This is a genomic window from Acinetobacter sp. YH12255, assembly GCF_013417355.1.
Lineage (GTDB): Bacteria > Pseudomonadota > Gammaproteobacteria > Pseudomonadales > Moraxellaceae > Acinetobacter > Acinetobacter pseudolwoffii.
Map to the genome: position 1 here is coordinate 14,299 of NZ_VPEC01000019.1, position 21,814 is coordinate 36,112.

At 45.2% G+C, this 21,814-nt stretch carries 18 protein-coding genes and 1 tRNA gene; 10 read left to right on the top strand and 9 right to left on the bottom strand.

All coding sequences use genetic code 11. The features are described 5' to 3' along the window. Positions 1-46: 46 nt before the first annotated feature. A complete protein-coding gene (locus FTV30_RS09450) occupies positions 47-1,084 on the bottom strand; it encodes an AraC family transcriptional regulator (RefSeq protein ID WP_005098065.1) in 1,038 nt (345 codons plus the stop codon). A gap of 142 nt (positions 1,085-1,226) precedes the next feature. Between FTV30_RS09450 and FTV30_RS09455 the strand changes: the two genes are divergently transcribed. Beyond that, positions 1,227-2,105 carry a metal-dependent hydrolase gene (locus FTV30_RS09455; RefSeq protein ID WP_180001496.1) on the top strand — a complete coding sequence of 293 codons (879 nt, stop codon included), beginning with the start codon at positions 1,227-1,229 and terminating at the stop codon, positions 2,103-2,105. 63 nt (positions 2,106-2,168) lie between these two features. On the opposite strand, the gene FTV30_RS09460 is transcribed toward FTV30_RS09455, so the two are convergent. Together FTV30_RS09460 and FTV30_RS09465 are read right to left on the bottom strand one after the other, a co-directional pair. Next, positions 2,169-3,161, bottom strand: a complete 993-nt coding sequence (locus tag FTV30_RS09460; RefSeq protein WP_074383514.1) for a DUF2804 domain-containing protein — start codon at positions 3,159-3,161, stop codon at positions 2,169-2,171. A gap of 136 nt (positions 3,162-3,297) precedes the next feature. Continuing rightward, positions 3,298-3,807 (bottom strand): DUF1543 domain-containing protein, encoded by a 510-nt coding sequence (locus tag FTV30_RS09465; protein ID WP_005098068.1) that lies wholly within the window; start codon positions 3,805-3,807, stop codon positions 3,298-3,300. 486 nt (positions 3,808-4,293) lie between these two features. On the opposite strand from FTV30_RS09465, the gene FTV30_RS09470 reads away from it, so the two are divergent. Beyond that, a complete protein-coding gene (locus FTV30_RS09470; protein WP_159138812.1) occupies positions 4,294-6,525 on the top strand; it encodes an NADP-dependent isocitrate dehydrogenase in 2,232 nt (743 codons plus the stop codon). Between the two features lie 257 nt (positions 6,526-6,782). Here the strand turns inward: FTV30_RS09470 and FTV30_RS09475 are convergent. Beyond that, positions 6,783-6,869, bottom strand: a tRNA-Leu gene (locus tag FTV30_RS09475). A 167-nt stretch (positions 6,870-7,036) separates the two neighbouring features. On the opposite strand from FTV30_RS09475, the gene queA reads away from it, so the two are divergent. From queA to secF, 8 genes are all read left to right on the top strand, one after another. Beyond that, positions 7,037-8,071 (top strand): tRNA preQ1(34) S-adenosylmethionine ribosyltransferase-isomerase QueA, encoded by a 1,035-nt coding sequence (gene queA, locus FTV30_RS09480; RefSeq protein ID WP_180001497.1) that lies wholly within the window; start codon positions 7,037-7,039, stop codon positions 8,069-8,071. A 15-nt stretch (positions 8,072-8,086) separates the two neighbouring features. Next, positions 8,087-9,115 (top strand): hypothetical protein, encoded by a 1,029-nt coding sequence (locus tag FTV30_RS09485; protein WP_180001498.1) that lies wholly within the window; start codon positions 8,087-8,089, stop codon positions 9,113-9,115. A 57-nt stretch (positions 9,116-9,172) separates the two neighbouring features. Continuing rightward, a complete protein-coding gene (locus FTV30_RS09490; RefSeq protein ID WP_005098074.1) occupies positions 9,173-9,742 on the top strand; it encodes a LemA family protein in 570 nt (189 codons plus the stop codon). A gap of 111 nt (positions 9,743-9,853) precedes the next feature. Beyond that, positions 9,854-10,705, top strand: a complete 852-nt coding sequence (locus FTV30_RS09495; RefSeq protein WP_180001499.1) for a DUF4303 domain-containing protein — start codon at positions 9,854-9,856, stop codon at positions 10,703-10,705. Positions 10,706-10,824: 119 nt separating this feature from the next. Then, positions 10,825-11,955: a tRNA guanosine(34) transglycosylase Tgt gene (tgt, locus tag FTV30_RS09500; protein ID WP_005098076.1), complete on the top strand. Its 1,131-nt coding sequence runs from the start codon at positions 10,825-10,827 to the stop codon at positions 11,953-11,955. 101 nt (positions 11,956-12,056) lie between these two features. Then, positions 12,057-12,386 carry a preprotein translocase subunit YajC gene (gene yajC, locus FTV30_RS09505; RefSeq protein WP_005098077.1) on the top strand — a complete coding sequence of 110 codons (330 nt, stop codon included), beginning with the start codon at positions 12,057-12,059 and terminating at the stop codon, positions 12,384-12,386. A gap of 51 nt (positions 12,387-12,437) precedes the next feature. Further along, a complete protein-coding gene (secD, locus tag FTV30_RS09510; RefSeq protein WP_180001500.1) occupies positions 12,438-14,336 on the top strand; it encodes a protein translocase subunit SecD in 1,899 nt (632 codons plus the stop codon). Positions 14,337-14,344: 8 nt separating this feature from the next. Then, entirely contained in the window at positions 14,345-15,319 is a 975-nt protein-coding gene (gene secF, locus FTV30_RS09515) for a protein translocase subunit SecF (protein ID WP_171255744.1), read from the top strand. A 47-nt stretch (positions 15,320-15,366) separates the two neighbouring features. Here the strand turns inward: secF and FTV30_RS09520 are convergent, their stop codons facing one another. The 5 genes from FTV30_RS09520 to cysM form a co-directional block, all read right to left on the bottom strand. Beyond that, positions 15,367-16,020: a hypothetical protein gene (locus FTV30_RS09520; RefSeq protein WP_159516640.1), complete on the bottom strand. Its 654-nt coding sequence runs from the start codon at positions 16,018-16,020 to the stop codon at positions 15,367-15,369. 100 nt (positions 16,021-16,120) lie between these two features. Next, a complete protein-coding gene (locus FTV30_RS09525; protein ID WP_180001501.1) occupies positions 16,121-18,430 on the bottom strand; it encodes a bifunctional (p)ppGpp synthetase/guanosine-3',5'-bis(diphosphate) 3'-pyrophosphohydrolase in 2,310 nt (769 codons plus the stop codon). A 44-nt stretch (positions 18,431-18,474) separates the two neighbouring features. After that, on the bottom strand, positions 18,475-19,851 hold the full coding sequence (gene rlmD, locus FTV30_RS09530) for a 23S rRNA (uracil(1939)-C(5))-methyltransferase RlmD (RefSeq protein WP_180001502.1): 1,377 nt from the start codon (positions 19,849-19,851) through the stop codon (positions 18,475-18,477). 6 nt (positions 19,852-19,857) lie between these two features. Beyond that, on the bottom strand, positions 19,858-20,676 hold the full coding sequence (locus tag FTV30_RS09535) for a 3'-5' exonuclease (protein WP_005098085.1): 819 nt from the start codon (positions 20,674-20,676) through the stop codon (positions 19,858-19,860). An 18-nt stretch (positions 20,677-20,694) separates the two neighbouring features. Continuing rightward, positions 20,695-21,624 (bottom strand): cysteine synthase CysM, encoded by a 930-nt coding sequence (gene cysM, locus FTV30_RS09540; RefSeq protein ID WP_180001503.1) that lies wholly within the window; start codon positions 21,622-21,624, stop codon positions 20,695-20,697. Between the last annotated feature and the right edge of the window lie 190 nt (positions 21,625-21,814).

The window sequence follows — 21,814 nt, forward strand, 5'->3', positions numbered from 1 at the left end:
TCTGTATCATCCTCACATCAAAAAGCGATCTGATTGGGTCGCTTTTTTATTGCTGTGCATGCTTTAACTGTTTCTTGCGCTGGAACAAAGTCTGTCCGGTGGCTGCTTTATAGGCGCGGGCCAAGGCCGACTGGTCGGAATAATCCAGCGCTTCAGCAATCTCGCTCAGACTAAGCCCCTGCTGTAACAAAATCTCACAGCGTTTGATGCGCTGCTGTTGCAGCAGTTTTTTAAATGAAGTTTGATATATGCTGAATAAGCGTTGCAAGCTTCGGGTCGACATCCACAACTGCTGGGCAAGCTGCTCAATTTTGATCGCCTGTTGCCTGGTTCGCAACTGTTCGGCAATGATTTGCTGTGCTTGCTGCAAGGTATTTTCAACAGGTACTTTTGCTGCAATCGCCTGTTCCGCCTGAAGAGTCAGCAACTGCAATAATATGGGGTCAGCATGCTCAGACCCATGAGCTAACCCCTGTACATCCAGTTCCAGAGCATAATAATCTTGAGAAAACTGAACCTCACAGGCAAAGAATTTTTGATAATGCATTTGTGCCATTTCAGCTGCATGAGCCAGTCGTACACAACGCAATAAAAGTGGCTGCTCTTGCAAAATAACCCGTCCCAGTTGCACCATTGCTGCCATGGTGAGCTCATTTAACAAATTATATTTTTCATCTAAATAGCCCCAATAGAGTTCCATACTGTGTTCATGCTGCTTCAACTGTAAAGGCACGAATTCACTGCCATCAATCACCAGCCGCTGAAAGCGCATGCTATAGCCGATCATTTCCGCGACACTACTGCTACGTGAAACCATATAACCCAGTACACCAAAATGCTCAGGACGAATGACCTGCACGATTTCAAAAATCAGCTGCGGACAGTTCAGATGTTGCCGAGTAGTTAAAATAATATGATTCAACAATTCCAAAGGTACTTGTGTATCAAAAGGCTGATCGATGAGGGTCACAAGCGAGTCATGCACATCTTGCAGAAAGTCGGCAGTTAAGGGTTCAATCCCCACATCACGCAAATAAGTCGCCCAGAGCTGAAGATAACCATTGGATATTTTTATGTCTTGCATGTGCGATTCTCGCTGGCAGCTCTAATCTGACCAGTTTTATTTTCATTTGGCATAAAATGTATAAAAATTGGCAAGCTCTGTCAAAACAATGGCGAGATTCGCCGACATACTGTCAGCATCGTCACAAAAAAGAATCTACAAGATGAACGCCATATTAAAATCCGCCCTACAGCCTGTGGTTCGCACCCAACTTGATTTTAAACTGGATGAAATTCCACGTTACTGGTTCGGCGGCGATCCCTTTATGACACGCATGTTCGATGCCCTGAGCCTGACCTTTCCAGACGGCGAGCGCTATTTTATTCAGAGTGTCCGCCTGTTCCGCGATCAGATCCAGGACCCAGAGCTGCAACAACGTGTCGCGGATTTTATCCGCCAGGAAGCCCAGCACGGCATCGCGCATGACAAAATGAATCAGTTGATGCGCGAGCAAGGCATGCCTGTAGACCAATTTATTGAACGTTTAAATAAAATTTTCAATTATGATCTGAAGCACCGCTCACCCCAGTTTAATATTGCCATTACCGCTGCGGCAGAGCATTTAACGGCGCTTATGGCAGAAACTTTTTATGGACAAAAACAGACCCTGAAAGATGCCCATCCTTTTGTACGGGCATTATTGGCCTGGCATGCCATTGAGGAAATGGAACACCGTGATGTAGCTTTTGATGTGATGAAAAATGTGGCTAAAACCCCAGAATTTACCCGTCGAGCCACCTTAGTCAGCACGACCATTTTAATGTTTAGTTTTACCGTCTACCGTGCCAATGTCATGCTGAAACATGATGGCTTTAGTCTCTTGCAACGCTTGCAGATGAATCTCAAGAGCTTACCCTGGTTTTTTGGCCCAAAAGGCACATTGACCCGAATGGGCAAACAGTATCGAGACTGGTTTAAAAAAGACTTTCATCCGAGTCAGCACCCAGTGATTGCCCAATACGATGTCTGGATCAACACCCTAAATGAAACCGGCGATCCGATTCAAACCGGTGAAGCCTTCTGGCAGGCCGCGAAAGACTAAACGTGAGCATCGCTTAAATCAAAAAACCTTCATTAACTTGAAGGCTTTTTGATTTAAGATGATTTACCATTTGGCATAATGCTGCTCAAGCAAGGCATATTCATTCAGTAAAATAATTTCCTGATCATCCTGCTGAATGGTGCCACAGACTTTGGCCTGCCACTGGCTAAACTGGCTGCCGACCAGACGCAAATTCAGATTTTCATAACGTCGCCAGCCTGTGCTTACAGTCAGATTTAGCTTTTCATCTAGCGATTGAATCGTCCATTGAGTTTCGGATGCCTGCTGAAAGAGCACATCAGCCAATGGATAAATTTTTCCGTTGATCCACAAACAGTTTTCATTACCAAAGCTTTCGTTAACACCGGATGCTAAATTAATTCCAATCCGCTGATTGGTCGCATCCCAAAAGTTACACGACAACCAAAACCAGGCAGTTTCTGGACGTAGAAAACCACAGGTGTCATCCAGCAAGGCAAAAGTTCGTTCGTTAAATTGAATCTTTTGTTTTTGTTTATTTAGAAAATAGCCTTCACAACCTAAGGTCGTGAGCTTTTGCGTATAAGTCCAACCATTAATACCAGTTGGGCTACACATACTTAAAGGATCGGTTCCTGCACAAAAGATTCGTGCACTGAGCTGAATTTCGCCGTATTTACTGACATTGATATAGCGCACACCGTTGGCATGCTGAATATCGACCTGAAAAGGCGATTTATGAAAATAACTGTGATTGAATAATGGCTGTTCATCCAGCACAGTATGGCGAGACAGGAAATTAATCGCATTCCATTCCAGAACGTCATTGGTCATATGGTTGTAGACATAGACAAAACTGTGCCCTGCCCATGCAATATCGGCAATCGCCAGCCCAATGGTATAATGTTCGTGCTGAATACTACAAAATTTGAATTTCTTATATTTTAGATGCTTACGCCAGCCTGACAGCACCTGACCATAAGGGTTCTTGTATTGATATGCCTGATAGTCAATACTTTTTGGAAGTTCCTTGAAACGTCCATAGTGCGGTTGTCCATTTGCCTGAATTAAATCCATTTAAGATGTTCCATCTCAGTCAAAAGCTGTTTTTCCTTTCCGGTATTATGCAGATTATTGAACTTTGATAAAGATTTTTTTTAAGTCACTCGTCGAATCCTGACACTCAGCCACGCTATAGCCCTATGCTTCAGTTTTAAATCGTGAGATAGGTATTTTCCCAGCGATTCGCACTAAAATGTCCCTCGACCAGCTGTACATATCGGCCATACACCTGATCAATCGCAATGCAATCATCGACATCCAGCACCCGGTCAGTATGCTGTTTTTGCCAGTGCTTGGCGAAATAAGCTTTACCGCGCTGTTTTGCCACCATGGCATTCTGTGCCACCACCAGCACATAACGGTGCAGCTCACCAAATTCACGTGCATCATAACCCCCTAAATTAATCAGCCAAAGCTTTTCGGCAGCCTGATTCGGGGCAGCATCGCTAAATTGAACGTGATAATTTTTGCCCTCGAACTCCAGTCCATTAATTTGCGCCCAAGCATCAATATGCAGCCCTTTTTGCTCGGCAAACCAGGCATTTTTCAGTTGAGGATAGGTTTCTTCCAGAGTTTCGCCTACTGCCAGTACCACATCATGAACTTCTGTATTGGCACGGGCATGACGGCCACCAAGCATCACAATAAATAAACTGGGCATCCGATTTCCTTATTTCGCTGCAATTTTAAGAATGATTTGATCAATGCTTAGAAGTATATCGCAAAGTAATTCCATGATATTGAGGTGGCGATTCGTCAAGGCAAATTGCCTCAATTGACCCGAAGAAACTGCCCCGAAATAGCATCTGATCACTCAACATTCATTTGTATTTCGGGATCATCACGATCCGACCCAATGCTCAAAAACTCATCTTCAGTGAATACAATCTGGTAGCATAAAATTTCTTTCCAGCACCATAATGATTTCTAATCGCAGAAAATTATTTTTTTGTACAAAATACAAACACAGCTAAACCATACAAATCTGTACAAATTTTCGCCCAAATTTCAATCTAAAAGCATATTTCGTTGACTGAAATGCGCTGAAAGACGATACTCTCAATGTTTTTATTTAAGCAAATCGGTTCAATGAGGCTGGACCAAAAGTTCGGCCCTCAGAAACTCAATCCAACGCAAGGGGCTATATATGGCTGGTGGAAAGTCAACTATCATTTACACACTGACCGACGAGGCGCCATTACTGGCGACTTATTCTCTGCTGCCGATCATTGAGACCTTTACTAAGCCAGCTGGCGTTGAGATCGTCAAAAGTGACATCTCTGTAGCTGTGCGCGTGCTCTCTGAATTTACAGATTACCTAAGCGAAGAGCAAAAGGTGCCTGACACTCTAGCTGAGCTAGGTCGTCTTACACAAGATCCAGACACGAACATTATCAAACTCCCAAATATCAGTGCTTCTGTTGGCCAGCTAACAGCGTGTATCAAGGAACTCCAGTCTAAAGGCTATGCCCTTCCTGACTATCCTGAAAACCCGGCCACTGAAGAAGAAAAAGCAATCAAGGCACGTTATAGCAAATGTCTTGGTTCAGCAGTAAACCCGGTACTACGTGAAGGTAACTCAGACCGTCGTGCACCTGCTGCCGTTAAAAACTATGTGAAAAAACACCCACACTCTATGAGCGAGTGGAAACAGTGGTCTCAAACTCACGTTTCACACATGGACGAAGGCGACTTCTACCATGGCGAAAAGTCGATGACTTTAGACCGTGCACGTAATGTGAAAATGGAATTGATCACCAAGTCTGGTAAAACCATCGTTCTTAAGCCAAAAGTTGCGCTTCAAGATGGCGAAATCATCGATTCAATGTTCATGAGCAAAAAAGCGCTTTGCGATTTCTATGAAAAAGAATTAGATGATTGTAAAGAAGCCGGCATCTTGTTCTCACTTCACGTGAAAGCAACCATGATGAAAGTTTCACACCCGATCGTATTCGGTCACTGTGTGAGAATTTACTACAAAGACGCATTTGAAAAACACGGCAAGTTATTTGATGAGCTTGGCGTGAACGTAAACAACGGTATGGCTGGTCTTTATGAAAAGATCGAAACTCTACCAACCTCTGTACGTGAAGAAATCATTGCAGATCTACATGCTTGCCAAGAACATCGTCCAGCACTTGCGATGGTTGATTCTGCCAAAGGCATCACGAACTTCCATTCACCAAATGACGTGATTGTAGATGCTTCTATGCCTGCAATGATCCGTGGTGGCGGTAAAATGTGGGGCGCTGATGGCAAACCTTATGACTGTAAAGCCGTCATGCCTGAATCAACATTCGCACGTATTTACCAGGAAATGATCAACTTCTGTAAGTGGAATGGCAATTTTGATCCACGTACAATGGGTACAGTACCGAACGTTGGTTTGATGGCACAAAAAGCGGAAGAATACGGTTCACACGACAAAACTTTCGAGATCTCTGAAGCGGGTATTGCTAACATCGTTGATCTTGAAACTGGCGAAGTGTTGATGTCACAAAACGTGGAAGAAGGCGATATCTGGCGTATGTGTCAGGTGAAAGACGCACCGATCCGCGACTGGGTGAAACTTGCGGTAACTCGCGCGCGTAACTCCGGCATGCCGGCAATCTTCTGGCTTGACCCGTACCGTCCACACGAAAATGAACTGATCAAGAAAGTTGAAAAATACCTGAAAGATCACGACACTGCCGGTCTTGATATCCAGATCATGTCACAAGTACGTGCAATGCGTTATACGCTTGAACGTGTTGCGCGCGGTCTAGATACCATTTCTGTAACAGGTAACATCCTGCGTGACTACCTGACTGACTTGTTCCCGATCATGGAATTGGGTACATCTGCGAAAATGTTGTCAATCGTGCCGTTAATGGCGGGTGGCGGCATGTACGAAACAGGTGCAGGCGGTTCTGCGCCTAAACACGTACAGCAGTTAGTTGAAGAAAACCACTTACGCTGGGATTCACTCGGTGAATTCATGGCGCTTGCAGTTTCTCTAGAAGAAATGGGTATTAAAGAAGGCAATGACAACATCAAGTTACTTGCTAAAACTTTAGACCGTGCAACTGGCAAATTGCTAGATAACGACAAGTCACCTTCTCGTCGTACTGGCGAACTCGACAACCGTGGTAGCCATTTCTACCTGGCGAAGTTCTGGGCTGAAGAACTTGCTGCTCAAGACGAAAATGCTGAATTGAAAGCGAAATTTGCACCACTTGCAAAAACTTTAGCTGAAAATGAAGAGAAAATCGTTACTGAGCTTGCTGAAGTTCAAGGTAAATCAGTAGACATCGGTGGTTACTACGCTGTTGATCAAGAGAAAGTAAATGCAGTGATGCGTCCAAGTGCTACTTTGAATGCAGCACTTGCTACGATCTAAGCTTTTGCAAAACTGACTTGATCAGTAATGTAAAATAAAAAAACCGGCGTCTAGGCGCCGGTTTTTTATGTCTGATTGATGTATCAAAGTTATTCAATTAATCTATTTTTCGCTATAGATATAAATCATCATCTTACTGACAAAACCACTCAAATTCAGTCAAAAACCATTTTAAGAAATGATGAAAATAAATACTTTTAAATATACAGACAATAAAAAACCCCAAGACTGAATGTGCTTGGGGTTTTCTAGAATCTTGGTCCCGAGGGTCGGACTCGAACCGACACGTCATCTCTGACAGCGGATTTTGAGTCCGCCGCGTCTACCAATTTCACCACCTCGGGAGTGGATGAAAGGTATAATACGCGATTTCTCGGCACTGTCAACGCAGAATATTTACATTTGTTTATTTTTAAAACAAATGGCATTTTTTCGTTTTAAAATCGAGCAATTCCCGCCATAAAAAAGAAAAAAGTTTATACTAGCCGCAGTTTTTTTAGCGTAAATCATCATGCAACTTTCTGATTTTAATTTTGATCTCCCCGATGAGCTGATTGCTCGCTATCCTCTGGAAACACGCAGTGCCTCTCGCCTGCTGCACCTCGACGCACACGGTCAATATCACGACCATCAATTTACCGACATTCTGGACTTGCTTGAAGACGGCGACTTACTGGTATTGAACGACACCAAAGTCATGAAAGCACGTCTAAAAGGCAAACGTGCCTCAGGCGGTGCCATAGAAGTACTGGTTGAACGCATGATGGATCAGTTCATTGCACATTGTCATATCAAGGCCAGCAACTCACCGAAAGCCGGTGCAGAACTGTTTATTGGCCCAGATGCAGTAAAAGTGACCGTGCAAGGTCGTCATGAAAACCTGTTTATTGTGGAATTTTCACAGCCGATTTTAGATGTCTTAGACAAATATGGCGCCCTCCCTATTCCGCCCTATTTCAACCGTGAAGCAGAAGAAATTGATACCGAACGTTATCAAACTGTGTTTAATGATCCAACCAAGCTGGCCAGTGTCGCAGCACCTACGGCTTCTCTGCATTTCGATGAAGACTTATTGAAAAAGTTAGCAGCCAAAGGAATTCAGACCACCTTTGTCACACTACATGTGGGCGCAGGTACATTCTTACCAGTCCGCACTACCGATATTGAAAATCACATCATGCACAGCGAATGGTGCCAGGTGTCCGATGAGTCGATGGAACTCATCAAAACAACTAAAGCGCGTGGCAATAAAGTCATTGCCGTTGGTACAACGGCTACCCGTGCCACAGAAAGTGCGGCGCAGGCCAATGGCAGTGAGCTGAAAGGCTGGACCGGTGATACCCAGATTTTCATTTATCCGGGTTATCAGTTCAAAGTGGTCGATCGTCTGATTACCAATTTCCATTTACCGGAATCTACCCTGTTAATGCTGGTTTCTGCCCTATCTAATCGTGACAACATTCTGAATGCTTACAAGCATGCAGTAGACAGCCACTATCGCTTCTTCAGTTATGGCGATGCCATGCTGATTGATCAGGCACAATAGCGAGAATAGCTGCCCATGCCGATCGAGTCTGTACAACAGTCCATTCATATTCGCCGCAAGAAAAATGCAGTGGTGTTTCAGAATATTGCCCGGCTGTGGGATTTGGGCCGTCAAGCCAAGAGTCATCAAGACCTGCTGGACGGATTGCATCCCTGGAATGGCCCGATAACGCTAAAATTTGAAAATAATCTGCCATTGGCGCTGGCTGGTATTGGTTTGTTGCTCATCGTCAGCATTTTTATTGCACCGGAAAATATCTGGATTCAAAGTGGCGTTTTTCTGGGCAGCCTGCTGCTGTTCTGGGCCTATCTTTGCTATGAGCAACAACAACCATTAGATGAAGTTATTGGCTTTCTGGAAGATGCAGCACTGGCCAAAAAATATCAGCTTGCCTTTCAGCAACAGCCACAGCATATTTCAATTCCTTTAAATCCCCTGCATTTTATTGGACATTTAAAACGTTTATTCCCCTTATTCAATCAAGGTTCTTTGAGTAATGAGATTACACGTTATGCCAGTACGATATGGGAAGATGAAAACGGCCAGCAACATCAGGTGCTGCTGTTTCAATATCACTATATTGATGAAGTACAGGTTCGCAACAAGCAAGGGCAGCCGGTTAAATTAATGCAGGTTCACAAAGACCTGTGGGGCGTATTTGTATTTGATATCCAGATTCAGGGGCTGGCGGTCACGACTTCTCGACGTAAATTTTATTATCCTTATAGCCATCCTTGGCATAGTAGCGATATTCGTACCAATCAACGCTTAAACTTTTATGGCAGTGATCCGATGCAAACCGCCAAATTACTCAGTCCGGGTTTTGTACTGCGTCTGGCCGATTTTTTTGCACAGCGTCAGGGGGATTTACTGTTTCATCCAGAAAATCGGATGCTCTGCTATCTGGGGCCTCATGACCTATTTCAGGTGTCGAGCAAGCATCGTCATATCAATGATATTTCGACATTGCGCGGCCATCTCAGAACGTTTAAATTAAGACAACTCGAACAGTTACAACATGATCTTGTGCAGTTTTTAAAATAACTGCTTTTTTTTAAATCAATATTTTCAGAATATAAATATGAATTGGGGAGATCTCGCATGGGATTTTTGGTTTTATGTTTGATCATTATTGCGCTGATTGTGCTGATCATTATGATCCGCAACAGTATTGTCCGTCATCACAACGCGACGATTCGCGCCTGGTCGGATGTTGCCAGTTATGAACGGCAGAAACTGAAAATTCTGGATGGGCTGCAGCCGCTGGTCGAGCAATATTCTTCTTTTGAAAAAGGCACACTGGAAAAAGTCACCGAACTGCGTCAGAACATCATGAATTTAAATATCAACGATGCCGACATTTCTCAGTTACAGCGCATTGAAAGCCTGAACAAACAACTCATGCATAGCCTCAATGTAGTGGTTGAAAACTATCCCGAGCTAAAAGCCAATGACATTTATCTGAAAATGATGGCTGAAATTGAAGAACAGAATGAAAATGTCGGTGCGGCAATTACCATTTATAATCGCAATGTGGAACTGTTTAATAACCAGATCCAGATTTTCCCACACAATGTGATTAATAATATGCTGTTAGGAAAAAAAGCAGTTCGCCCTTTTCGCGATCAGAGCGCAACCCAGAGTTTTGACTATCGTCCAAATTTTCACTGAGCAACTATCTCATCTGATCGACTTTCTCATCCTGGCGTACTCAACTTATAATAAAATGCCCCAGGATGAAGCTACACCTTTATAAAACCAATAAAATAAAGAATAAAAATTATGCTGAATTATGTAGAGCGCTTAGAGCAGACGCTGGTGGAAGAATTTTATCCGCTTTATGACCATTATCAGGACGATGGAATCTATGCCTGTAGTCTGGTCTTTGACGAATTTTTACTGCTGGATGATCTGGCTATTTCGACTGAGTGCAGTATTTTTAAAGATCCGGAGGATCAGCGGCAATATCTGGCTGAACAAGATCGCTGGAATGTCCCAAAATGGCGTTATCGGGCACAAGCTGCGCCCGACTCCGGACTGATCCCGTTCAAAACTTTGCTGGCCGATTATTTTAAAACCCAGCATAGTTTTGGTCATCCGCTATTGGGACAGCAACAGCTCCACACAACACATCTGGACTTATTACTGCAAACGTTCAAACAGGCCAAATATCGCCTCTCCGAAGCCTATGGTCTGGATCTGGGCAATATACTTTTTTTCCTGAGCCTGCCAAACCAGGCCGAATTTGAACGCCGATCTGCACTGGAACTCAACCCAGAAAGCGCCTTATTGCAAAACTTTCTAGCCTCCCGACATGCCCAGCCTTTTTCTGAAATCAGTAAGCGATTAAAACTCTCGCAAAATGACAAAGACATTCTGATTGATCTGGAGCAAATGCTGGTGATGGAGCCTTATGATTATCTGCAAGTGGCGCACGATGCCTATTTGCTGACCTTGGAATCCTACTTTATCGACAGCAATATCTATATCCAGAAACTGATCCAGCATATTGCCGCCATGGCCTCTGAACCGGATGGCAGCTGTGCTCTTAGCCGGGAAGATATCCAGCAGCGCTTGCAACAGTTTTCTGCAAATTCGACTATTTCACCAGATCTTGCATTTATTCAACGATAAATAAAATTACAGAGCGAATGCTCTACAATGCTGGCGTTTAGCGTAAGAATCAAGGAAAATAGCGCCCTTTAGCTATGAACTAGCAGCGAACTGTTTTTTCGCCTGGATGTGGAACTCCTATGAAGTTTGAAAAATTAGGTCAGTCGGGTCGCGCCCGTCGTGGTCGTTTAACGCTTGAACATGGTGTGGTTGAAACCCCGATGTTTATGCCTGTCGGCACTTACGGTACGGTCAAAGGCCTGTTGCCGCGTGATATTAAAGAGATCAAGTCTCAAGTCATTTTGGGCAATACCTTCCATTTGTATTTACGTCCAGGACTCGATGTGATTCGTGAACATGGTGGCCTGCACGAATTTATGAAGTGGAATAATCCCATTTTGACCGATTCCGGTGGCTTCCAGGTGTTCAGTCTGGGCGCAATGCGTAAAATTAAAGAAGAAGGGGTCACCTTCCGCTCACCCATCGATGGTTCAAAAGTATTTTTATCGCCTGAAATTTCAATGGACATTCAGCACACGCTGAACTCTGACATTGTGATGATTTTTGATGAATGTACGCCGTACCCTGCGACGCATGAAGAAGCGCAAAAATCCTTGCAACTGTCTTTGCGCTGGGCGAAGCGCTGTAAAACCCAACATCACGAGGTTCTGAAAAACCGTAATGCACTGTTTGGGATTATTCAGGGTGGCATGTATGAAGACTTACGTGAAGAATCGTTAAAAGGCCTGCTTGATATTGACTTTGATGGTTACGCGATTGGCGGTCTGTCCGTTGGCGAGCCTAAAGAAGAAATGATCAAGGTACTGGATTATCTTCCAGAACAAATGCCGGCAGATAAACCGCGCTATTTGATGGGGGTCGGCAAGCCTGAAGATATTGTGGAAGCGGTGCGCCGTGGTGTCGATATGTTTGACTGCGTGATGCCAACCCGAAATGCACGTAATGGTCATTATTTTGTCACAGATGGTCTGGTACGGATCCGTAATGCAAAATATCGTCACGATCAAAGCCCGCTTGATCCACATTGCGATTGCTACACCTGTACCAACTTCACTCGTGCTTATTTATTCCACCTCGAAAAATGTGGGGAAATGCTTGGTTCGATGCTCGGTACCATTCATAACTTGCGTTATTACCTGCGCTTGACTGAATCCATGCGTGATGCCTTGGACAACGGTACATTTGATGCGTTTGTGCAGGACTTTTATGCCCGTCGTGGCCTGGAAGTACCCCCTTGCCCGCAAGATTAATCCATCAGCATTTGCGCTGAGGAAAAAGACAATGTAAATTGCAAGAATATGTCAATTTATTATCAAGTTGATCACCAGTTTTTTTATTTTAGGAAAATGTAATGAGCCTTTTTATTTCGACTGCTCACGCTGCAGGTGAAGCTGCACAACAACCCAGCATGATGGCGAACCTTTTGATGATTGCGGTTTTTATTGCAATCTTCTATTTTTTGATCTGGCGCCCTCAATCTAAACGTGCCAAAGAACATCGTGCTTTGGTTGAAAGCCTTGGTGTTGGCAGTGAAGTCGTTTTTGCAGGCGGATTAATGGGCAAAATCACCAAGATTGAAGGTGACTTCGCAGTGGTTGAATTGAACCGTGGCGTAGAAGTTAAAGTTCAGCGTGCGAGTGTGATTTCAGTCCTTCCTGAAGGCACTTTAAATAACCTTTAATCAAAAATAGTCGTGCCCTTGCACGACTTTTTCATTTTAAGAAGAAAATAAATGCGTTACCCAGCATGGAAATATGTACTGATTCTAGTTGTACTAGTCATCAGTACCTTATATGCCCTGCCAAGTTTGTATCCAGATGAACCTGCTGTACAGATTTCGGGTGCCAAAGCCGGTACTCAAATTGATGCAAGCATCGTACAAAAAGCAGAGCAAATTTTAACAACTGAAAATATTGCCACCCATGACAATAGCTTTAGCAACAATGCTGCCTTATTACGTGTAGATTCAAGTGAATTGCAACTTAAAGCCAAAGAAGCTTTACGTCGCGGATTAGGTGATGATTACGTGGTTGCACTGAACCTTGCCCCGACCACGCCAGAATGGCTGCAAAAAATTGGTGCCAAGCCAATGAAGCTGGGTCTGGATTTACGTGGCGGTGTTCACTTCTTACTCGAAGTGGACATGGACAAAGCGATTGCGCAGCGCATGGAAACCTCTGCGACAGACCTACGTCGTCAGTTGCGTGATAACAACCTGAAATTTAATAGCCTGAACTTAAGCAGCAACACCATTGTGGTGCAGTTTGCCAGCAATGATGATCGTGCTGCAGCGATGGACTTCTTGCGCCGTAATGGCAATGAGTTTACCCAGCAGGCTGTTGCGACTGATACCGGTTCGACTTTACGTTTGACTTATACTGATGTACGTAAGCAAGAAATCGAGTCTTATGCAGTCAACCAGAACTTGACCACCTTACGTAACCGTATTAACGAGTTAGGTGTGGCAGAAGCACTGGTGCAAACCCAGGGCAGCAACCGTATTGTGGTTGAATTGCCGGGTGTACAGGATACTGCAGAAGCAAAACGTGTCTTGGGTCGTACCGCAAACCTTGAGTTTCGTCTGGTTTCTGACCTGAATGATCAATATATTGATCCATATACCGGTCAGGCGACTGGCACATTGCCACCAGGTACAGAAGTATTCGCTTATGAATCCCTGGACAGTGGTCGTCAGCTGCTTTTGAACCGCAACCGGATCTTGACTGGTGAACGTGTTCAGAATGCATCTTCTGGCTTTAGTCAGGACACCGGCGGTGCTGAAGTCAACATTACGCTAGACAGCGCAGGCGGCAAACTGATGTCGGATGCGACCCGTAATGCGGTTGGCAAACGTATGGCGGTACTGTTCATCGAGAACAAACAGCGCATTAGCTATGTGGAAGACCCTGCGACCGGTACTCAAACTGAAGTTCGTACCCCATATACTGAATCTGTCGTGATTAATGCTGCAACTATTCAGGCGGTACTCGGCTCTCAGTTCCGTATTACTGGTCTGGATTCTCCGCAGGAAGCTGCTGAACTTGCCTTGATGCTACGTGCAGGTGCTTTGGCTGCACCAATGTACTTTGTCGAAGAACGTGTGATTGGTCCAAGTCTGGGTCAGGAAAACATCGATAAAGGTGTCCTTTCAACTCAGATCGGTTTCCTCTTAGTTGCGATCTGGATGGTGGTCTTCTTCCGTCTGTTTGGTGTGATTGCCAACTTTGCTCTGGTCTTTAACCTGGCCATGCTTCTTACCGTCATGTCATGGATTGGGGCTTCTTTAACCCTTCCTGGTATTGCCGGTATCGTGATTACCATCGGTATGGCGGTCGATGCCAACGTACTGATCTGTGAACGAATACGGGAAGAGATGAAATGGGGTGCCTCGCCGAAACAGGCGATCGTGGCGGGTTATGATCGAGCCTATAACACCATTTTTGACTCGAACCTCACCACCTTCCTGGTTGCATTCATTCTGTTCGCGATTGGTACAGGTCCGATCAAAGGCTTTGCCGTGACCCTGATGATTGGTATCGTCTGCTCGATGTTTACTGCCATTACAGTAACCCGTGCCGTGGTACAGATCATTTATGGCAAAAAACGTAACTTGAAAAAGTTGAGCATTTAAGGAGATCGATGATGACTGAAAATACTCAACTGAATCAGAAACAGTATGGTCGCCCTGAAGACGAACGCGTCATTCCGTTTATGAAGATTGCTTTGCCTGCGGCATTGTTGTCTATCTTCTTAACGGTTGCGAGTCTGTTCTTTATTGCCACTAAAGGTCTGAACCTGGGTCTGGACTTTACCGGTGGTGTGGCAGCCGAGCTGAACTATACCAATCCGGTCAAACCGGAGGATGTTTCCAAGGCACTGAGCCAGGCTGGCTTCAACGATGCCGTGGTGCAGACTTTAGGTTCAGAACGCGACCTGATGGTACGTATGCCCGTTCAGGAAGACATTGAAGCTGAAGACCTGACTAAAGCGGTCACAGCAGCGGTTCAGCTGCCAAATAATGCGGCAGAGGTACCGAAGCTTGATGTAGTCGGCGGACAGGTGGGTAATGAGCTGTATGTCCGCTCTGGTGGCGCGGTGGCACTGGCACTCTTGCTGATGCTGGTCTATGTCACCATCCGCTTTGAGCTCAAACTGGCGATCGGTGCAGTACTGTCGCTGTTCCATGACATCGTGGTGACCCTCGGGATTTTTGCCATGACGCAGTGGCCATTTGACCTGACGGTACTTGCGGCACTCCTTGCGATCATTGGTTTCTCACTGAACGATAATATCGTGGTCTCTGACCGTATCCGTGAGAACTTCCGTAAGATTCGGGGTGCAGAACCGCTTGAAGTGATTAACATTGCCCTGACCGAAACCTTACGCCGTACCATTCATACCTCTATGACGCTATTGCTGGTTGTTGTTGCAATGATGCTCATGGGTGGTGATGGCCTGAAATGGTTCTCGATTGCGATGTTTGTCGGCGTTTTTGTCGGTACCTACTCTTCAATCTATATCGGGACTGGATTTGCACTTTGGCGTGGTTTAAACCGTCAGGACTTTATCGTACAAGTCAAGCCAGAATTTGAAGACGAAAACCAGATTCCCTAATCTGATATTTCATTTTCATCGTTCAGCCCGTCCTAGGATGGGCTGAATTATTTCTGCTGTTTGAATGTTGAAGTAGCCGGCAGAATCGCAATCACTGGATGGATTTTTTCAATATCTGTTTTTTGGAAAATGACTTTCCGATTTTCATCCAGACTTCGAAATTCATAAACATCCTGAGCTTCGCCCAACTCTTCTAAAATGAGCTGCAAGCCGTTGACCAGATACACACAGCACATCCCAAAAACTGGCAACTCTTTATCACAAACCAGCCACCAGTCCGGTTTCAGAATGGGAAAATAATAGTGCTCTGCCACCTGAATCGCATAATGCTGTGCTTGCAGATGAAAAATATCTTGATTGAACGAAACCATAGAATCTATGGGATTGAGTTTAAAGGCCTGCTGCTGTACCACCTGCATCTGAAATAAAGCGACCTGTTCTATAGCTGTAGCAAGTTCAATCTTCGGTTCGACCGTCTGATCCAGAATTAAATGAGCTAAGCCAAGTTGCTGTTCCAGTTCCCTTGCCACCTTCTCTCCGATCTGGCGTTTGCTATTCAGTAACTGCGCGATATAAGCAGCAGACAAGCCAAAATGCTCGCAGATCTCTTTGCCGGTTTTAAATTGCTGGGTGTCAATCAGCTGATCAATCACTTTTGTCAGATGATGTCGTCTTCGTTCAAATATTTCTGGCGCACTCATATCGGTCTGTTGATCTGTTTTTATCCATTTTGTTCAAATACCTTACAATAAAAAAGCCCACAATTGAATTGCAGGCTTTCTTCAGCTTAGAAATAAAGAATTAAGTGCCCTGTACCAGACGGCGGGCGCTGATAATGCCCGGCTGCTGTTCAAGACGCGCCAGCAGTTTGGAAAGTTGCGCCAGACCTTTAACTTCAATCAATAGCTTCATATTGGCAATACCGTCCGCTTCCGAAATAGTATTGACCTGACGGATATTGATCTGGTCGGAAAAAATCACTTGCGTCAGATCTTTGAGCAGACCACGTCGATCATAGGCTTCCACCACAATCTGTACGCTCTGGCCACGTGTTGGCTGCATTTCCCAGTCGGCTTCTACCGCACGTTCAGGCTCTTGGGTGATCATGCGCACATAGTCCGGACAAGCCACCTTATGAATGCTTACCCCACGATTCAGGGTGATATAGCCAGCGATCGACTCACCATGCACCGGTTGGCAACATTGCGCGACATGCAGCTCTACGTTATCCAGCCCGTCAATCAGAATACCGTGCGCTGACAGCGTATGACTGGCACGCGGATTCAGCGCTGGCTTCAGCACCAGCTCAGGTTCATCCTGATCCAGATGCATATGACGATTCACCTGATTAATCAAGGCATGCAGGCTGATATCACCATTGACCAGATTCACCAGAATGTCATCACCGGTTTTGACATTAAAATGATTGCAATAATCACTCAAATCGATCGATTTTGGATGAATCGCCAGACGTGACAATTCTTTATTCAGCACTTCACGGCCGACTTCCAGGTTTTTACTGCGGTCCTGTTGACGGAACCAGTGGCGCAACTTGTCGCGCGCACGTGCAGTCTTGATATAACCCAGAGAGTTAACCAGCCAGTCCCGATTCGGCTCACGGTCTTTTTTGGTCAGAATCTCGACCTGTTCCCCGGTTTTCAGGGTATAGGTCAGTGGCACATAGCGCTGATTGACACGCGCGGCATAGCATTTGTTACCAACTTCGGTATGCACATGATAAGCAAAGTCGAGCACAGTTGAATCACGCGGCAACTCTTTGATATCACCATCACGACTAAACACATAAATTTTTTCGAAGCCTTCGAAGTCTTGAATATGTTCGAAGTTTTCGATTTCATCTTCTGCTTCTTTATGTGCACTGGACTCATTGCGTTCCTGATAATGCTCGAGAACTGCGCGTAAAGAATGCAAACGATGATTAAAAGAATGATCGGTGGTTTTCGAGCCTTCTTTATAATTAAAGTGCGAACACACCCCCAGCTCTGCTTCTTCATGCATGCTGTAAGTACGAATCTGCACTTCAAGTGATTTGTTCTCGGCAATTACAGCCGTATGCAGGGAACGATAGCCATTGGCTTTTGGATTGGTAATATAGTCATCAAACTGATGCGGAATATGTCGCCAGATCTGATGTACAATCCCTAAACTGTGGTAACACTCCGGTACGCTCTTGACCAATACCCTTAAGGCACGAATATCATAGAGCTGGTCAAAACTCAGGCTCTTGCTTTTCATTTTTCGATAAATCGAATAAATGTGTTTTACGCGTCCGTTAATTTCAGCTTCGATGCCATATTCAGACAATTCATTGCGTAATTTATCAATCACGAATTGAATATATTGCTCTCGCTCTAAACGTTTTTCATTCAGTAAAGAAGCAATTTCTTTATAACGTTCTGGCGCAAGATAACGGAAGGCCAAGTCTTCCAGTTCCCACTTTAACTGGGCGATGCCTAAACGGTGCGCCAGTGGTGAGTAGATCGTCAGAATTTCTCGGGCAACCCGCTCCTGACGTTCACGCGAGGAATTGGTCAGCTCACGCAAGGCATAGGTACGCTCTGCCAACTTCACCAGAACCACACGCACATCTTCAGTCACTGAAATCAGCATTTTATAAATGCCGGACAGATGTTCACGCTGATTATTATCGAAATGGTCTTCCAGACGTTTATTTTTTTCGATCAGTTCAGACAGTTTACCCATGGCCAGCGTGCCCTTGACCAGGCTATACACTTGCTCACCAAATTTTTCTAACACTTCAGTCAGTGGCATGACGCCTTCACGCACCGAACGATAGAGCATGGCCGCAGACAGGGTATCTTCATCGACATGCAGATGTGCCAAAATATCTGCCATCTCAATACCGGTATAAAAGGTATTGGAACGATGCTGAACCGTACTTTGCAGCTCTCTTTCTAATGTTAAGTGGGCGACTTCTTCGAGCTGCTGTAAAGGTGCCCCATCTAATATGCCACGAACCCGATCCAACCACTCAGTCAGATCGTGGTGTGCTTGTTCGGCATGTTCTACAGTCGTCTCCTGTGACAACTCATTGAGTCGTCCAGGGAGTTGCTCACGTACTGTGACCATACCCTTCTCCTACTTGTAAATACATCATTTCTTCAATCGTTCATTTAATTTTCTTTTTCGAACAATGCAATCGATTCAACATGCCCAGTATGCGTGAACATATCCATCACTCCGGCTTGAGTGAGGCGATAACCCTGTTGTACCAAGAGCCCTGCATCTCTTGCGAGTGTCGCAGGATTACATGACACATAAACGATTCTTTTTGCGCCAAACTGAGGAAGATAATGCATGACTTCTTCTGCGCCAGCACGTGGCGGGTCAATCAATAATGCATCAAAACCTTGATTTGCCCAAGTCTGGTGCGAGAAATCTTTGGTTAAATCTTGTGAATAAAAAGCAACTTGGGCAATACCATTATTTTTGGCATTTTCCGCACCGCGTTGCACCATTTCTTCACTCCCTTCCACCGCAATCACCTGACCGGATGTGCCTACACAGCGTGCCAGTGCTAGAGAAAAATTTCCTAATCCACAAAATAGATCCAGAACCCGCTCACCCTGTTGCAGCTGTAGCAAATTACATGCCAGCGCTACCATTTGCGGATTGATAGTCGAATTCACCTGAGTGAAGTCCACAGGATTAAAACCGAATTTCACATCAAAGTCATCAAGACTATAGTGCAAGCGCGCCGCGGCATCTGGAGCATCAATTCGCGAGAGTGTATCTTTGCCGGCAGGCTGCACATACAGTTGCCAGCCTTTCTGTAACGTAAATTCGCGCAATTGGTTGACATCAGCCACTGATAATTTTGCAGTTTCACGCACCAGTAAGGCAATATCCTGATCCCCCATGGCCAATTCTATATGACCAATGTCAGCCTTGCCATTGAGACTTTGCAGCAATTGTTTAAGGCTTGTAAGCGATCCAAATTCACGATCCAGAATCATGCAGCGATCAATCGAGGTTAATTTATTGCTTTGATTCTCACGAAAACCCACCACCAATGTGTCCTTAGCCGGCAGATAACGCACTCCGATCCGGGCTTTACGGCGATAATCTTCACGCTCGGAACGTAGCGGTGCAAGCCACTGCACAGGCTGGATGCCAGCAAAATGCTGTAAATGCGATTTCAGCACATTCTGTTTTAGTTCAATCTGTGCATCGGCTGCGATATGCTGCATATTACAGCCGCCACAGACCCCAAAATGTGCACAGATCTGCTTGACGCGAATTTCGGAAGCTTCGCTGAGTAATTCAAGACTGTCAGCTTCTTCCAGTTTTTTAACTTCACGGGTAATGCGAGCACGCACGGTTTCACCGGGCAAGGCATAACGGATAAAGACTTTCTTGCCGTGTTTATGCGGTGGATGATCCGGGTGTGAACCATAATGAGCGATGCCACGTCCCTCATGCGAAAGTGACTCAACCTGAAAAATGTACTCGGGTTGCTGGGTAGGACGTGTGTGTGCTCGATGCTTCATGAAAACCTAGGATGTGGGAGTTGGAAAATCAAAACGGGTAAAGTCAGTTCTTTGTGACGTTTCACGCCAAACCGATAAAAAGTCCGCATGCTGCGGTTGGGTATGCAAATATTGAATCGTACTGTGCAGCAAATGCTGATAATCCGGCAATAACAGCTGTCCTTTTAACAACAGCCAGCGGATATAGACCAGCCAGGTATTCAGCACATCGCCTTCACAATAAGAGGTCAGTTCGGTCCATTGCTGATTGCGGACATATTCAGGAACCCGATAGGCCCCGTCACCGCGTTTACCCGGATAACCCAGCAAATGTGCAACATCGTCCAGCTTCTGGAAATGACGCGCATGGAACATGGCCATCACATCCATTAAGTCGACATGACGATGATGGTAACGATTCTGGTAGTTATTATAACGCTTTTGCGTGTCAATTTCGCCCTGATCGAATAGACTCGGTGCAGAGAGTCCATGATACATGGCACGGTATAAAATCACCGGTAAATCAAACTGTGAACCATTCCAGCTGACCAGCGTCGGATGACGCTTATCAAAAATCGATAAGAATTTTCTTAAAATTTCCGCTTCAGAATGCTGTTCCCGGCTAAAAGAAAACAGCTTCATGCCCTGCTCATCGATCCATAAACCGGAAATACAGACAATTTCATGCAAGGGCGGACGCTGAAAATCAGAGCCTGAATCCTGACGGCGCAGTTTGGTCAGGGCCTGATCCAGATCTGCTTCAGGCAAGTCCAGACCAAATAAATGCGCGCCTGATTTGAGATCGGTTTGGGTTTCAATATCGAAAGTTAAAACAGGCAGGCGCATAACACAGTGCTCAAATAATTATTCAGAATCTTGCACAGAGAATAACCCTGTAGACAAGTAACGGTCACCACGGTCACAAATAATACACACAATGACGGCATCCGGATGTTCTTCCGCCAGCTTTATGGAAGCCCACACTGCACCACCAGATGAAGTACCAGCACTGATGCCTTCTTTCTGCGCCAGCTTACGCATGGTTTTTTCAGCTTCAATTTGTGGAATATCGATAATACGATCCACGCGACTGCGATCAAAAATGGTCGGCAGATATTCTTCCGGCCAGCGACGGATTCCGGCAATGCTTGAACCATCAGATGGCTGTAAACCCACGATCTGAATCTCCGGATTCATTTCCTTCAGATATTTCGAGACACCCATAATAGTGCCGGTTGTACCCATAGAACTGACAAAGTGGGTAATCTTGCCACCGGTTTGCTGCCAGATTTCAGGACCTGTAGTCAGATAATGTGCTTCGACATTATCCGGATTGCCAAACTGATTCAGTACCAGACCCACGCCATCATTTTGCATTTGAGCGGCCAGATCACGTGCACCTTCCATGCCTTGTTCTTTGGTAACTTCAATCAGCTCGGCACCATAAGCACGCATCGCATCCTTACGTTCCTGACTCATATTGTTCGGCATGATCAGCTTCATTTTATAGCCACGCATCGCTGCGACCATCGCCAATGCAATCCCCGTATTTCCGCTCGTTGCTTCAATCAGGGTATCACCCGGCTTGATCTGACTGCGTTTTTCCGCCTGCATGATCATATTATAGGCCGGACGGTCTTTGACCGATCCTGCCGGATTATTGCCTTCGAGTTTCGCGAGTACTGTAGCTTGAGTGTGACTTACCAGACGCTGTAAACGCACCAGTGGCGTTTTGCCGACATAGTGGTCTAACAAAAATTCATCTGCTTGAAAATCGGGGGTGGTATTACTCATTGTGTGCACCTATATCGAGGTGCGGCTATTGTATGAAAAAATGCTTTTCCCTGCATCCATTTAGCACTGCTTTTTCAGGAAACTCTCTAAAACAGACTCAGTATCCTGCTATAAACTTCATTTCCCTGTGATTTAGCAAGATCAAGCAGCTCAGCTGTGAATATAAAAGCGTTATTTTCAGCCCCGGACT

What these genes read in the sequence shown, in the direction of transcription:
- FTV30_RS09495 (WP_180001499.1), top strand. Translation starts at nt 9,854, where the DNA reads ATGCTGAATTATGTAGAGCGCTTAGAGCAGACGCTGGTGGAAGAATTT.
- FTV30_RS09485 (WP_180001498.1), top strand. Translation starts at nt 8,087, where the DNA reads ATGCCGATCGAGTCTGTACAACAGTCCATTCATATTCGCCGCAAGAAA.
- FTV30_RS09450 (WP_005098065.1), bottom strand. Translation starts at nt 1,084, where the DNA reads ATGCAAGACATAAAAATATCCAATGGTTATCTTCAGCTCTGGGCGACT.
- FTV30_RS09525 (WP_180001501.1), bottom strand. Translation starts at nt 18,430, where the DNA reads ATGGTCACAGTACGTGAGCAACTCCCTGGACGACTCAATGAGTTGTCA.
- FTV30_RS09455 (WP_180001496.1), top strand. Translation starts at nt 1,227, where the DNA reads ATGAACGCCATATTAAAATCCGCCCTACAGCCTGTGGTTCGCACCCAA.
- FTV30_RS09520 (WP_159516640.1), bottom strand. Translation starts at nt 16,020, where the DNA reads ATGAGTGCGCCAGAAATATTTGAACGAAGACGACATCATCTGACAAAA.
- FTV30_RS09490 (WP_005098074.1), top strand. Translation starts at nt 9,173, where the DNA reads ATGGGATTTTTGGTTTTATGTTTGATCATTATTGCGCTGATTGTGCTG.
- cysM (WP_180001503.1), bottom strand. Translation starts at nt 21,624, where the DNA reads ATGAGTAATACCACCCCCGATTTTCAAGCAGATGAATTTTTGTTAGAC.
- FTV30_RS09535 (WP_005098085.1), bottom strand. Translation starts at nt 20,676, where the DNA reads ATGCGCCTGCCTGTTTTAACTTTCGATATTGAAACCCAAACCGATCTC.
- FTV30_RS09465 (WP_005098068.1), bottom strand. Translation starts at nt 3,807, where the DNA reads ATGCCCAGTTTATTTATTGTGATGCTTGGTGGCCGTCATGCCCGTGCC.
- FTV30_RS09460 (WP_074383514.1), bottom strand. Translation starts at nt 3,161, where the DNA reads ATGGATTTAATTCAGGCAAATGGACAACCGCACTATGGACGTTTCAAG.
- FTV30_RS09470 (WP_159138812.1), top strand. Translation starts at nt 4,294, where the DNA reads ATGGCTGGTGGAAAGTCAACTATCATTTACACACTGACCGACGAGGCG.
- queA (WP_180001497.1), top strand. Translation starts at nt 7,037, where the DNA reads ATGCAACTTTCTGATTTTAATTTTGATCTCCCCGATGAGCTGATTGCT.
- rlmD (WP_180001502.1), bottom strand. Translation starts at nt 19,851, where the DNA reads ATGAAGCATCGAGCACACACACGTCCTACCCAGCAACCCGAGTACATT.
- yajC (WP_005098077.1), top strand. Translation starts at nt 12,057, where the DNA reads ATGAGCCTTTTTATTTCGACTGCTCACGCTGCAGGTGAAGCTGCACAA.
- secD (WP_180001500.1), top strand. Translation starts at nt 12,438, where the DNA reads ATGCGTTACCCAGCATGGAAATATGTACTGATTCTAGTTGTACTAGTC.
- secF (WP_171255744.1), top strand. Translation starts at nt 14,345, where the DNA reads ATGATGACTGAAAATACTCAACTGAATCAGAAACAGTATGGTCGCCCT.
- tgt (WP_005098076.1), top strand. Translation starts at nt 10,825, where the DNA reads ATGAAGTTTGAAAAATTAGGTCAGTCGGGTCGCGCCCGTCGTGGTCGT.